Raw genomic sequence first — 13144 nt, 5'->3', positions numbered from 1 at the left:
GTCAATGCCTCAGGAGGTGGAGCATGTGTTTGCGGTAACGGGTGAATTCCTCGCTCGCGACGATGTCGGGGACGCGGGGCCTCGGCAGCTCAATTCTGAAGTCTTCGATGATCCTGCCGGGGCGCGCGCTCATGACCAGTACGCGGTCCGCAAGATAGACGGCTTCCTCGATATCATGGGTCACGAAGATCACGGTGGTCCGTTTGCGAGACCAAATATCGAGCAACAGTTCCTGCATCCGAGAACGTGTCTGGGCGTCGAGCGCCCCGAACGGCTCATCCATCAACAGAACGCTAGGCTCCATCGCCAGAGCGCGGGCGATCGCCACGCGTTGCTTCATGCCGCCCGATAGGACTTTCGGAAACTGCTCCGCATATTCCTTGAGACCCACAATCTCAATGAGTTCATTGGCGATTTGAAAGACCTTGGCCTTCGGCCAGCGATTCAGTTTCGGGCCGAACTCGATGTTCTGCCTCACCGTAAGCCATGGATAGAGTGAATAGTTCTGGAAGACCATTCCGCGATCCGGGCCTGGTTGGGCAACGGATCGTCCATCGACCTTGATTGACCCTGTCGAAGCTTCCACCAGCCCGCCCACGACGTTGAGCAAAGTTGATTTTCCGCATCCGGACGGTCCGAGAAGGCAGACGAACTCGCCTTGCTCGATTTCCAGATTGGTATTCGTCAGCGCTATCTGCGGAGCTTCGCGATGCCGGGTGAATTCCACGCTGACGTTGTCGACAAGAACACGTGTCATGGTGGTCCTCAATACATGTAGGGAAAAAGCTTGCGGTGCGCATAGCGGAATGTGAGGTCGGTTAAGACGCCCAGGATGCCGACGGCCACGATGCCGGCGATGACCTGATCAGTCAGAAGAAAGCGCTGGGATTGCAGGATGGCGATCCCCATTCCCTTGTCTGCTCCGACGAGTTCCGCGACGATGACATAGGTCCAGGCGATACCTGCGGTAATGCGGAGTGCGTCCACGATTGCTGGGATGCAGGCGGGCAGCAAAACCTTGAAAAACACCTGTCGCGAACTCGCTCCAAGCGAGTAGGCACTGTTCATAAGGTCACTTGAGACGCCTTCCGAAATGCTCGAGATGAACAGGGCGAGCGGGAAGAACGTACCCATGAAGACGATCGAGATTTTCTGGGATTCGTTGATCCCAAGCCAGATGATCATCAGTGGCACGAAGGCCGTTGCAGGCAAATAGCGCGCGGTGCTGAGCAAAGGCTCGAGAAGCGAACGGAAGAACGGGAAATTCCCGATGAGGATGCCGATCGGCACGGCCACTACCGCCGCGATAAAAAATCCGCCGAATACACGGTAAGAGCTCGCCCACACGTCGTCCAAATAGCTACCGCTCACGACCATGTTGGCCAGACGACTGGCGACTGCGATGGGGCTGGGAAGAAAGAAGGGTTGAATCCAACCGGCCTCGGTGACAAGCAACCACAGCAGAAAGAAGCCCAGTACGCCGACGACGGAAATCGTCATCCGTTCGCCAGCAGGCAGGTTTGCCCTGGGTCTCAAATATGTCCGCACCTTGGTGAGGAAGCCTGGGCGTCTCTCAGAGACGCCCGCCGTTTTGAGTTCGCTTTTCATTGGAAGCGCTTGGGAAGTCCGCATCGTCCCTGCAAGCTCACTTTGCCAGCTCGCCGGCGATGCCGACGACCTTTGCCGCGTCCGGCGTCGCGCGCAGCACGCCGATTTTCTGATAGAACTCGCCCGCCTGGGACACGAGTGCAAACGCCGCGCTGCGATCACCGGAGAAGAACGCCACGTTGTCCTCTTTGCTGAAGAAGCGAACGTCCTTCAGCGTGCCCTCGAGTGTCTCGGTGCTCATTTTCAGATTTCGAGCAATGATCTCATGCGCCTCTGCTGGGTTCTTCCCCATGAAAGCGATGCCTTCGAAGTAGGCGTCGACGAAAGCCTTCATCTCCGTCTTGTGCTGGTTGGCATAGTCTGACTTCGCGGCGAGCGCGTCGACGATCAGGCCGGGCATCGTGCTGGTGTCGGCCAGAATTTTGCCGAAGTCGGTGGCTGCGGCCTTTGAAAGCCACGGCTGCCACGTCACGGCGGCATCGACGCTGCCGGCAACGAAGGCTGCGCCGGCGTCACCGGACTTCATGTCGATGACATGGACGTCTTCTAGCTTCAATCCGGCCTTGTTGAGCGCCTGCGCGAGAAGGAACTGCGAGACCGAGCCCTTCTGAACACCGACTGATTTGCCCTTCAGGTCGGCGACGGTCGCTATCTCCTTCTTCGCGACAATTCCGTCGCCGCCGGCCGACTCGTCGAGTGCGGTCAGAACCTCTAGGTCAGCTCCATTGCCGGTGAACAGTGCGAAGTTGTCCATGGTCGAGGCGACGATATTGATCTGACCGCCCTGCATTGCGGCGATGGCGTCTGATGATGCCTCGATGATCTGCAGGTTTACATCCAGTCCTGCCTTTTCGAAGAAGCCCTTTTCCTTGGCGATGTAGAGCGCGCCGTAACCAATCCAGGTCGAGTGCGCGACCGAAATCTTTTCCGCCGCGTCAGCGACGTTCCAGGTTGAAGACATTGTGATTGCGATTGTACCCGCAAGAGCGAGCTTTTTAAGGAGTTTCATTGACGTTCCCCATTGTTTGGCGACTGTCATCTGTCGACAATGTTTCGTCTCACATAAATCTGACCTAGTCAATGCGAAATGGTCCTCTCGCGATAACTGTGATTTATGGGCTTGCACCACCTTATGAAGTCTGTGTGGGATTTATCCTGAAACGGCGGATGCACGGTCGAAAGGCGGAATATGCGTTTTGAAATCCCACCCCTGGACAAGGTCGACATCCGGCTTCTTCGGGTCTTTAAGGCGGTGACCGAGTGCAATGGTTTCGCGGCCGCCGAGGAAACGCTCGGCTTGGGCCGATCAACGATCTCAATCCACATATCCGACTTGGAGACGCGCTTCGGACTGAAGCTTTGCGTTCGCGGTCCTAGTGGGTTCTCTCTGACGCCACAGGGACAGGTCGTGTACGAGGCCACCCTCCGGCTCTTTAGCGAGATCAACAGTTTCAGAACGACGGTGGCCGGGTCCAAGGGGCAACTCATGGGCGAACTGACGATATGGCAGATGGAGAACATTGCCAGCGATCCGCTGAACCCCTTGGTAGGCGCGCTTCGGCGATTTCGCGAGCGCTCGAATGGTGTTGAAATAACCATGAATGTGGTGCCGTCCAACGAAGTCGAGCGGGGGGTCTATGACGGTCGTTGCGATCTTGGTCTTACTGGAAGCCGCAGCCCGTTGAATGGCTTGAAGTACGAGCAGGCCTACACCGAAAGGATCACGCTTTACTGTAGTTCGAAGCATCAGCTTTTCGGCCGCTCCGAAGGCACGCTGGCTGATGATGACTTGCGTCAGGTAGATTTCGTCAGACGAGGTTTTGTTACTCAGCAGCAGGAAATGGTCGAAACCAATTGGAACTCAACGGTTGTTTCGATGCATGTCGAATCGACCCTCCAATTCATATTGACGGGGCTCCATATCGGTTATCTTCCGGATCAGTTCGCTGCTGCATGGGTGGACCTAGGCATGCTGCGAAAAATCAATCCGGAACGATTTAGTGTGAATTGGCCGGTGTACATCGTGTCTCGGGAGAGCAACGCTCCCTCTATCCTCGTCTCGACGTTTCGTGATGATCTCCTTAGCGAGTCGAGAGACCTGGCAAGCCAGGAAACGAATTGAGCCACGTCAGAAGAGGGTTTGGACGATCTGCGCCAGCACTCTGCCTCCCGCCTTGAATTGCGTTTTGTCGATAAACTCGTCGACCTGATGGGCCTGGGATATGCTCCCCGGCCCAAAGACAACTGTTGGAAGCCCCGCCGCTTGGAAGAAGCCTGCCTCGGTCGCATATGACACGGCTTTCACATTCGACGACGAACTGAAGCGGCTTACGAGCTGTTCCGCAGCACTGGAGGCTTCTCTGACAAGTGGCGGAATATCGAAACGCTCGGTGATCTTGATCTCAGAGCCGGGGGCTGTCGCGCGCAGCCCAGGAAGCACTACATCCCGTGCAAGGTTTGAAATCCGTTCAAAGATAGTTGTAGCCTGCCCCGGCTCCAGTGTCCTGGCCTCCATCTGGAAGCTGCACCGAGCGGCAATAACATTTCCAGCGGTGCCTCCTTCGATGACTCCCACGGTGACAGTGGGATGCGGCACGTCGTATAGCCCGGAATTTGGCGAGAGCTGTTTCTCAAACTCCCTGGCAATCTGCTCCACCTCGCAAACCAGGCGAGCGGCCGCATGAATGGCGTTCGCGCCCAGGTGCGGCAGACTTGAGTGGGCCGCTTTGCCGAGAACTTCGACCGTCCAATCGAGCGCGCCCTTATGCGCACCGACGACCTGCAGTTCCGTGGGTTCGCCCACGATGACGGCGAGAGGCTTCGGGACGGACTTCTCGATATGGCAGACGATCGGTTTTACACCTTCGCAGGAAATCTCTTCATCATAAGAAAACGCAAGATGGAGCGGTTTCGTGAGCTCGGCGATGGGAATCGTCGCGGCAAGCGATAGGGCAAGGGCGAGGAAACCTTTCATGTCCACCGCCCCGCGCCCATAGAGGCGCCCATCCGCCTCTCGCAACGCGAATGGGTCGGACGTCCAGGACTGGTTCCCCGCGGGAACGACGTCCATATGGCCCGACAGGACAATGCCGCCCGGAACCATTGGTCCCAAAGTCACAAGTAGACTGGTCCTGGTGCCATCGGATGAGGGGAACCTTTGGATGGCTGCCCCCAAGGACTTAGCGAACGTTTCGACATAGTCCGCAATGTCGTGGTTGGATTGGCCTGATAGGGACTTAAATCCCACCAGCTTAGACAGGATTTCGATAGAGTCTGTGGTGAGCATATTTCGGTCGACCCCTGGTTCCACTGGCTGCGACGGCGACTTGACCCGAGGGTTAAAGTCGCCGTCGCCGTCCGCCGGCAAATGGGAGGATGCCGTTGGTCGCCATGTATGCCGAAAGCGAATACCTATCATTTAACCGAGCGAGTGAGGCCCTTCAAGCGAACCCCGAATTGGCCTAAACATTTGTGTCACTTCGACTTTTGAGGCTTCTGACGGGTCTACTTCGGTATATAGGCCCGCTGTTCCCTTGAGATTGTCTCCCACCTTTGGGGTCGTAATAGAAGCCATCCGTACTGCAGATGATTTCAAACCTTCAAACAACGGTTTGAAGCCTGTCTGAGCGCCAAGGATTGCGTGGTGCTATGACAAATTACCCCCCTAACGAAAATCCTTGGTATTACAGATTAAAAAAAGTTGTCGACAGTAGACAGTGATTTGCCATACCCACCTGGCAAGGCAGCAGATGAGGTTTCAGATTGAACTGGGCTGGGCAGATTGCTTCGGGAACGATTCTCACCGTCGGACTGGCGCTCGCGACGCTTCCGGTCGGGCTGTTGTTTGGATTGGTGCTGGCCTTGGCATCGAGGTCGGAAAAGCTTTGCCTGCGTGTCGTTGCGGCGGTCTACTCGACAGTGTTCCGCGGCTTGCCGGAGCTTCTCACGCTGATCGTGATCTACTACGGAGCACAGGAACTGCTCAATCAGTTCGCTGACGAAATCGGGATCGACGGATTTGGCGAGATCAGCCCGTTTGCAGCGGGCGTATTCTCTTTGGCTCTCGTTTTCGGAGCCTTCTCCGCGGAAGTCTTCCGGTCGGCTTTAAACTCCATTGCGAGCGGCCAGGCCGAGGCCGCTCAGGTGATCGGCCTCAATCGCTTTCAGACGTTCAAGGATGTCATCGCGCCGCAGATGCTGCGGGCTGCGATGCCAGGTCTGTCGAATACGTGGATCGTATTGTTGAAAGATACATCGTTGGTCTCGATCATCGCACTCAACGACCTAATGCGGACGACCAGCCTGGCGGTATCGAGCACGAAGCAACCCTTCGAGTTCTACGGGGCTGCCTGCATCATCTATCTCCTGTTGACCACGGTCTCCGAACGTACCGCGGGCGTTCTTGAGACACGGCTCTCTCGCGGATATGCCAGGAGCGTGTCTTGAATTTGTTCCTGCCCGACTTTATCCCTCAACTTCTGGCCGGTTTTGCCGTCACCCTAAAGATCGTGGCAATATCAGCCTTGCTGGGGTTCCTCGCCGCAATCCCGCTGACACTGGCGCTTCTCAGTGGTCGTACATTCATACGTTACATGGCAAGTTTTTACCTGCTCTTCTTCCGCGGTACGCCTCTGCTTGCGCAGCTTTTCCTGGTTTACTACGGAAGCGGTCAGTTCCGCGTAGCCCTGGAGGATGTCGGCCTCTGGTGGCTCTTCGCAGACCCATTCTTTTGCACGATCTTGACGTTTTCGCTGAACACCGCAGCCTATCAGGCCCAGATTTACCGCGGGGCCATAAACATGGTAGCGCGCGGACAAGTCGAGGCGGCACAGACCCTCGGTCTGTCCCGCCGCAACACGTTTCTCGACATTTTGATTCCACAAGCGATGGTCGTCGCAGTGAGACCGCTCGGCAACGAGCTTGTCCTTCTTGTCAAGGCGAGCGCGGTCGCTTCCATCGTCGCCGTCTATGATCTGATGGGCGCCGCCAGATTGGTCTATGCGAGGAGTTTCGAATTAAGCCCATATCTTTGGGCAGGGCTTATCTACATCTGCTGCGTCGAGGTGCTCAGGTTGAGCTGGAATGTCCTCGACCGTCGGTTTCGGCGGCATCTGCCGAGCAGCCATTGACAGAAGCCCGCGCATCAATAGATTGGCGACTGTCGACAATAAATCCGGTCGATACCCCTAGGAGGAACAAATGAATTGGAAGCGCCTTATGACGGCGGCCGTCTTTATGGCTGTCTGCTCGGTCAACTCGGCTTACGCACAGCAAGACCTGAAAATCGGAACGGAGGGGGCCTTTCCCCCCTTCAATTTTGTCGATGCGAATGGCCAGCCGCAAGGGTTCGAAGTCGATCTCGGTTATGCGATCTGCAAGGCGGCCAAGCTCAATTGCACATTTACCGCTATCGCGTTCGACGGCTTGATTCCGGCACTCAAGGCAAAGAAGATCGATGCGATTATCGCCTCGATGAACATCACCGACGAGCGGAAGAAAGTCATCTCGTTCGTTGGACCCTATTACGTCGATCCGCCGCGCTTCATCGGCAAATCTGGATCGCCTGCCGATATTACCCCCGCCGGACTCAAGGGTAGAACCATCGGTGTGGCGTCGGGAACGATCAGCGAGAGCTACGTTCGCGACGTCGCCGGGACGACAGCGAAAATCACGAGCTATCCCAGCCTGGACAATGCCCTTCTTGACTTGTCGGCCGACCGCGTCGAACTCGTCCTCGACAACGCAATCGCCCTCTCTGAGGGATTTTTGAAGAAGCCTGAAGGAAAGGGGTTTGAGTTTATCGGGCCTGCGCTGTCGGACACGAAGCACTTCGGCATCGGGCCAGGCATTGGAATTCGTCAGAACGATAAGGCTGCGGCATCCGCGCTTGCTGCAGGTCTGAAGGCAGTACAGGACTCCGGTGACTTCAAAACATTGAGCCAGAAGTATTTCGGCATGGATATCTCTCCGAAGAACCCATGAGTATTCGGAGCAAGGACATGGACTTTGGCCGACACACAAACACTCCGGCGATCGATGTCGCCGGAGTGTCCAAGCAATTTGGCCTACACCCGGTTTTGACAGCAATTAGCTTGCAGATGCCTGCCGGAAAGCGGTTCGTCGTCTGCGGTCCGTCGGGATCGGGCAAGTCGACCCTTGTACGCTGCATCGTCGGTCTTGAGCGACGATCCGCAGGCTCGATCAGGGTGGCGGGTCATGATCTCGACATGGACTGTGCGAACGCAAGGCAACTCGCCGGCGACGTCGGAATGGTTTTCCAGCAATTCAATCTTTTCCCGCATCTTACCGTCATGGAAAACCTTACCCTTGCCCCGCGGCGCGTGAAGAAGATGACTCGGGCTGCTGCGAAAGAGATTGCTATGTCGCAGCTGAGAAAGGTGCGCGTGGATCAACTGAAGGATAAGTATCCGTCCCAGTTGTCGGGAGGTCAGCAGCAACGCGTGGCAATCGCCCGCGCTTTGACGATGCAGCCCGCCGTCATGCTCTTCGACGAGCCGACTTCTGCGCTCGATCCGGAACTGGTCAACGAAGTGCTCGACGTCATGCTGGGTCTTGCCGACGAAGGGATGTCGATGATGATCGTCACGCACGAGATGCGGTTTGCGAGGCAGATCGCTGACCAGATCGTCTTTATGGACAAGGGGGAGATCGTCGAGGTTGCGCCGCCCGACTGCTTCTTCACCACGTCCCAAAATACCAGGGTGCGTTCTTTTGTAGAAGCCACGACAAGAGGATAGGTGTCAGTCGCTGTACCTTCATGGTTGGCATACGAAAGCAAATACAATGAAGCTTATGACTGATCTTGGTTCAGTTATCGCGTGGCGCCGTCAATTCAGGCCAAATCCAGATTTTCTCCACGATATTCCCGAGACGGCAGGTTAGTCGCGTCATCTGTGGGTTCTGTAGCGAATGTCGCCGCAGCGCTCGCCAGTCAGTCTACATGTCCTTGCTGCCCTCGGCCGATGGAGCGAGCGCGGCCAAAGCCAGGGCCGGTCCCCTTGTAAAACCACCGGCACGATGAGGAGCCAAATGATCAGGTCCGGCGTTGCATCCAAATTGAAAGACGGCACTCTGCTGGCCAACAAAGCGCTTGTGGGCGGGCGCTGGGTTGGAGCGAGCGAAGGATCCATCTTCCCCGTGACTGACCCCGCCACCGGCGAACACATCCTATCAATCCCAGATCTCGGCGAATTGGAACTCCAGGAAGCAATCGATGCTGCTCACAAAGCGCAGAAGAAATGGGCGAAGCTGACGGGAAAGGAACGCGGATCGTACCTTCGAAAGCTGTATGACCTCGTCGTTCAAAATGTCGAAGATCTTGCACTCATTTTGACAGCTGAAATGGGCAAGCCCCTGCAGGAAGCCCGGACGGAAATTCTCTATGGGGCGTCCTACATCGAGTGGTTCGCTGAGGAAGCAAAACGGATTTACGGCGATGTCATTCCCGGCCATCAGGCTGACAAGCGCATTTTTGTGCTGAAGAGTCCGGTTGGTGTGGTTGGTGCAATTACGCCCTGGAACTTCCCGAGCGCGATGCTCGCCCGGAAACTCGCGCCCGCCTTGGCGGTGGGATGTTCGATGGTCGCCAAGCCGGCCGCGCAGACACCATTGTCTGCGCTCGCCCTTGGGGTACTTGCGGAGAGGGCCGGTTTCCCCGAGGGCGTGCTGAACATCGTCACATCAACCAACTCAGCTATGGTTGGGTCGGTGTTCTGCGCAAACGACAAAGTTCGAAAGATCTCGTTTACAGGCTCGACGAATGTCGGGCGGATCCTCATGAGGCAGGGTGCAGATCAGATCAAGAAGCTCAGCCTTGAACTTGGTGGCAATGCGCCGTTCATCGTTTTCAACGACGCCGATATCGAGGCGGCCGTCGAAGGGTCGATCGTTGCCAAATTCCGCAATGCGGGCCAGACCTGCGTCTGCGCAAATCGCATCTATGTGCAGTCGGGAGTCTACCAGGAGTTCGCGTCGAAACTCGCAAGCCGGGTACGCGACCTGAAGGTCGGCAATGGCTTTGCCGAAGGGACCCAAGTCGGCCCTCTGATTGATGAAAACGCTGTCAAGAAGGTCAAAGAGCATTTGCAGGACGCGCTGTCGCACGGCGCGCAGATAGCGACAGGCGGGACAAGCGGTGAACAAGGCAAGCAGTTTTTCGCGCCGACCGTGCTGCTCGGTGTCACCTCCAAGATGAAGGTGGCGACGGAGGAAACCTTCGGTCCCCTTGCCCCTCTATTCTCGTTTGAGACGGAGGAGGAGGTCGTGGCAATGGCAAACAATACTGAGTTCGGTCTGGCAGGCTATTTCTATTCGCGGGATGTCGCCCGCATATTCCGCGTTGCCGAAGATCTTGAAACTGGGATGGTCGGTATCAACACAGGTCTTATCTCTACTGAGGTCGCTCCATTTGGCGGCGTTAAGCAATCGGGGATGGGGCGGGAGGGCTCGAAATATGGGGCCGACGACTACATCAACATCAAGTACATCTGCTTGAGCGTTTCGTAAGCGTTGATCGAGGGTTGGGAAGCATCGCGCAATGGGCGCAGCTTGCCAGATTATCTGTCTATCGGCACTCATGGCGGCAGTGGGCCGACGCCTAAGCTTCGACGTTTGCAATCATCAAACGTCGGTTTGGGCCACCGTGGTTTCGAATTTTCTCCGGTTATCTAAACAGGAACCAGCGAGCCTCGGTCGCCTAAGTAGCGAGGCGGCGAAAGCAGGGCCTCCGCCGAAGATCAGAACGGCACGAGGCGGGCTGAAGGGAGTGGCTTCCAGCCGAACTGCCAAACTTTGATGATTTCGACGCGCCGGGATCTTCAGGATCATCGTTACCGGCAGACGCCCTTCGTCACCCATGATGGGGCAGATAGAGCAGAAGTATGAACGAGGACATTAGCAGCTACTTCAAACGTTTCTCGGTCCCCGACGAGGTCATTTCCTTCGTCGGCCGTCCGATAGGCCACTTCATTGACGGAAGGGAAGTTGATTCAGCTGCGGAAGCCATCGACATCATCGAACCGTTCACCCGTCAAAGATTGACGGGTCTGGCAAGCGGAAGTGCGGAAATTGTCGATCGCGCAGTGCGGTCGTCCCGCAAGGCTCTCAACGGTCATTGGGGCAGAATGTCGCCGCTGGAAAGACAGCGGCTCGTTTTGCGGTTGGCCGATGCGATGGACGCCGATGCAGATTTCCTGGCCCATCTGGAAACCATCAACGTTGGGAAAGCGATTTCAGACGCGAGGTCGATCGATGTTTTCGGCTCGATCGCAAATTTTGAGTACTTTGCCGGCTGGACGAGCAAGCTGGATGGAAGGACTGCTACCGCAGTCTCCCTGCCGGGTGAGACGCTAACCTACACTATCAAGGAACCGGTCGGGGTAGTCGCGGCAATCATCCCGTGGAATTTCCCCTTGCAGATTCTCTCCTGGAAACTTGCGGCCGCGCTTGTTTGCGGATGCACGGTCGTATGCAAACCGTCGGAGCTCACGCCTCTCTCGGCAATGAGGGTCGCCCAGCTCGCGACCAAGGTTGGTTTTCCTGACGGCGTTATCAACGTCGTCAACGGGCTTGGCCATATTATCGGCCAGGCGTTGGCCGCCCACCCGGGTATCGACAAACTATCGTTCACCGGTTCAACAGCCGTGGGCACGGCGGTTGGGAAAACCGCGCTCGATACGATGAAACGGCTAACGCTTGAGCTGGGAGGCAAGTCGCCTGTTATCGTGACGAACAAAGCGAACCTGGATAACGCAGCGGGCGCTATTTTATCAGGGATTTTCATGAATTCCGGCCAGGTCTGCGACGCGGGATCGCGCGTCTATTGCCAGGCCGAAGTCCACGGTGAATTGATCGAGAAGTTGAAGGCTGGTGCAGAGAGTCTGACAATCGGTCCTGGTTTGGACCCAAATTCCAAGATCACGCCACTCATCTCGGCGGCGCATAGGGGCCGCGTCCTAGAGCATATCAAGAGTGCGTATCTCGAAGGCGCATCGCTAGTCACAGGTGAAGGGCCAGGCGGAACCGGCCGCGAGGACGACATTCTTCGTCCGACGATCTTCGAGGAATGCACCGAAGAAATGCGAATTTTCCGCGAAGAAATCTTTGGCGCCGTTCTCGGCGTCGCACGATTTAGAAGCCTTGATGAGGCGGTGGAAAGGGCTAACGCGAGCATTTATGGCCTAGCTGCCGCTGTCTACTCGGACAATGTCGACGAAACAGTGCAGCTGTCCCGGCGCCTCAAAGCCGGGAACATCTACATCAATGCACACGGGCTCCTGGATCCGACCATGCCATTCGGTGGCGTAGGAGCTTCGGGCTTTGGCAAGGACATGGGACCGGAACAACTCGACGGATTCCTGACAACAAAAAGCATCTACCTTCAACTCGGAAGTTGATGCGCAACCTTTCACAGCGCTCCAAGGAGGAGACAACGATGGAAACGTTTCGGCGCATTAGCACCGATCGGGAACTGCCACGGTTTTCGGAACACACTAGGGCCATCGCCAGTGAAGGAGCCGCGGGCTGGGCAATCGCGGACGCGGCGGCGGATGCCGTAGATCGAGGCGAAGATGTTGTCAGCCTCTGCCTTGGTGACACCTCGTTCGACACGCCGACGAGGATAGCTGAAGCTGCGATTCAAAACATTCGAGGCGGTCGGACGCACTACGCTCCGGTTCCGGGCACGCACGCCCTTCGTCGCAACATTGCTGCCGCGCAAAAGCGGTTCGATGGCCGAGATTGGCGTGCAGAACAAACCGTTGTATTCGGCGGAGCGCAAAATGCTCTTTTCGCCGCTTTGATGACCGTTGCCGGAGCTGGCGACGAGGTGCTCTGCCTCGAGCCCTGGTACGCCACATACGAAGCGGCAATACGCGCCGGCGGAGCAGAGGCCCGACCCGTCAAATTATCGCTGCAAAATGCACGACAAAAAATATCCGAGGATAGTCTCCGTGCGGCAGCAGGAGATCGAACGCGGGCGATCTTGCTGAACTCCCCAAACAATCCTGGCGGTTATGTGTTTGGCAGGGAAGATCTCGAAACCGTAGCGACATTTGCCGAACGGCACAATCTATGGATCATCAGCGACGAGGTCTACCGCAGCGCTGTCTTCGACGGTGAGTTCCTCTCAATAGCGTCTATTCCCGGCATGACGGAGCGGACGATAATTGTGAACAGCCTGTCCAAGTCTCATGCAATGACGGGCTGGAGGCTGGGTTGGACGCTCGGGCCGGTCTCGGCTTCGGTTCATTTAGAAAATCTTGCGCAATGCATGCTCTTCGGTTCGCCGACTTTTATTCAGGATGCCGCAGCGGTGGCTCTCGATGAGGCAGGTGACGAAGATATGCGTTTTTTCTCAAGCGAACTGAAGCGCAAGCGCGATCTGATGTGTGCCAGGCTCGCCGAGATTCCCCAGTTGAAATTCTCTAGGCCGGGTGGCGGGATGTTCTGTTTCGTCGACGTCAGTGCAACCGGTTTGCCCGGCACGGAGTTTGCCGAGCATCTCTACTCCACGGAA

12 protein-coding genes are annotated in these 13144 nt (G+C 56.6%); 8 read left to right on the top strand and 4 right to left on the bottom strand.

Going from position 1 to position 13144, the window contains the following annotated elements:
• Position 1 precedes the first annotated feature (1 nt).
• Genes EN943_RS07380 through EN943_RS07370 form a run of 3 tightly spaced genes read right to left on the bottom strand, consistent with a single transcriptional unit; the run spans position 2 to position 2737 of the window.
• Positions 2-757 carry an ABC transporter ATP-binding protein gene (locus EN943_RS07380; protein WP_127412112.1) on the bottom strand — a complete coding sequence of 252 codons (756 nt, stop codon included), beginning with the start codon at positions 755-757 and terminating at the stop codon, positions 2-4.
• A gap of 8 nt (positions 758-765) precedes the next feature.
• Entirely contained in the window at positions 766-1608 is an 843-nt protein-coding gene (locus EN943_RS07375) for an ABC transporter permease (protein WP_245475630.1), read from the bottom strand.
• 37 nt (positions 1609-1645) lie between these two features.
• Positions 1646-2737 carry an ABC transporter substrate-binding protein gene (locus tag EN943_RS07370; RefSeq protein WP_127412110.1) on the bottom strand — a complete coding sequence of 364 codons (1092 nt, stop codon included), beginning with the start codon at positions 2735-2737 and terminating at the stop codon, positions 1646-1648.
• Between the two features lie 60 nt (positions 2738-2797).
• On the opposite strand from EN943_RS07370, the gene EN943_RS07365 reads away from it, so the two are divergent.
• Complete coding sequence (locus tag EN943_RS07365; RefSeq protein WP_127412109.1) at positions 2798-3730, top strand: LysR family transcriptional regulator; 933 nt, start codon at positions 2798-2800, stop codon at positions 3728-3730.
• Between the two features lie 6 nt (positions 3731-3736).
• Here EN943_RS07365 and argE read toward each other — a convergent pair whose 3' ends face one another.
• Positions 3737-4894: an acetylornithine deacetylase gene (gene argE / locus EN943_RS07360; RefSeq protein WP_164778114.1), complete on the bottom strand. Its 1158-nt coding sequence runs from the start codon at positions 4892-4894 to the stop codon at positions 3737-3739.
• 476 nt (positions 4895-5370) lie between these two features.
• On the opposite strand from argE, the gene EN943_RS07355 reads away from it, so the two are divergent.
• The 7 genes from EN943_RS07355 to EN943_RS07325 form a co-directional block, all read left to right on the top strand.
• Positions 5371-6054 carry an ABC transporter permease subunit gene (locus EN943_RS07355; RefSeq protein WP_127412107.1) on the top strand — a complete coding sequence of 228 codons (684 nt, stop codon included), beginning with the start codon at positions 5371-5373 and terminating at the stop codon, positions 6052-6054.
• The gene (locus tag EN943_RS07350) at positions 6051-6737 is read left to right on the top strand and encodes an ABC transporter permease subunit (RefSeq protein WP_127412106.1); all 687 of its coding nucleotides are present in this window, start codon (positions 6051-6053) and stop codon (positions 6735-6737) included. Before EN943_RS07355 ends, EN943_RS07350 begins: the two co-directional genes overlap by 4 nt.
• 70 nt (positions 6738-6807) lie before the next feature.
• Positions 6808-7590: a transporter substrate-binding domain-containing protein gene (locus tag EN943_RS07345; RefSeq protein WP_127412105.1), complete on the top strand. Its 783-nt coding sequence runs from the start codon at positions 6808-6810 to the stop codon at positions 7588-7590.
• 17 nt (positions 7591-7607) lie between these two features.
• Complete coding sequence (locus EN943_RS07340) at positions 7608-8366, top strand: amino acid ABC transporter ATP-binding protein (protein ID WP_031206014.1); 759 nt, start codon at positions 7608-7610, stop codon at positions 8364-8366.
• 292 nt (positions 8367-8658) lie between these two features.
• Entirely contained in the window at positions 8659-10134 is a 1476-nt protein-coding gene (locus tag EN943_RS07335; protein WP_127412104.1) for an NAD-dependent succinate-semialdehyde dehydrogenase, read from the top strand.
• A gap of 374 nt (positions 10135-10508) precedes the next feature.
• On the top strand, positions 10509-12023 hold the full coding sequence (locus EN943_RS07330) for an aldehyde dehydrogenase family protein (RefSeq protein ID WP_127412103.1): 1515 nt from the start codon (positions 10509-10511) through the stop codon (positions 12021-12023).
• Between the two features lie 38 nt (positions 12024-12061).
• Positions 12062-13144 (top strand): pyridoxal phosphate-dependent aminotransferase (locus tag EN943_RS07325; protein WP_164778113.1); only part of this gene is annotated, 1083 nt, incomplete at its 3' end.

The sequence above is a fragment of the Mesorhizobium sp. M7A.F.Ca.US.006.01.1.1 genome, assembly GCF_003997935.1.
Classification (GTDB): domain Bacteria; phylum Pseudomonadota; class Alphaproteobacteria; order Rhizobiales; family Rhizobiaceae; genus Mesorhizobium.
Note: the sequence above shows the minus strand (reverse complement) of the source record. Positions and strands in the feature narration are given on the sequence as shown.

What these genes read in the sequence shown, in the direction of transcription:
- EN943_RS07330 (WP_127412103.1), top strand. Translation starts at nt 10,509, where the DNA reads ATGAACGAGGACATTAGCAGCTACTTCAAACGTTTCTCGGTCCCCGAC.
- EN943_RS07365 (WP_127412109.1), top strand. Translation starts at nt 2,798, where the DNA reads ATGCGTTTTGAAATCCCACCCCTGGACAAGGTCGACATCCGGCTTCTT.
- EN943_RS07345 (WP_127412105.1), top strand. Translation starts at nt 6,808, where the DNA reads ATGAATTGGAAGCGCCTTATGACGGCGGCCGTCTTTATGGCTGTCTGC.
- EN943_RS07380 (WP_127412112.1), bottom strand. Translation starts at nt 757, where the DNA reads ATGACACGTGTTCTTGTCGACAACGTCAGCGTGGAATTCACCCGGCAT.
- argE (WP_164778114.1), bottom strand. Translation starts at nt 4,894, where the DNA reads ATGCTCACCACAGACTCTATCGAAATCCTGTCTAAGCTGGTGGGATTT.
- EN943_RS07335 (WP_127412104.1), top strand. Translation starts at nt 8,659, where the DNA reads ATGATCAGGTCCGGCGTTGCATCCAAATTGAAAGACGGCACTCTGCTG.
- EN943_RS07375 (WP_245475630.1), bottom strand. Translation starts at nt 1,608, where the DNA reads ATGAAAAGCGAACTCAAAACGGCGGGCGTCTCTGAGAGACGCCCAGGC.
- EN943_RS07340 (WP_031206014.1), top strand. Translation starts at nt 7,608, where the DNA reads ATGGACTTTGGCCGACACACAAACACTCCGGCGATCGATGTCGCCGGA.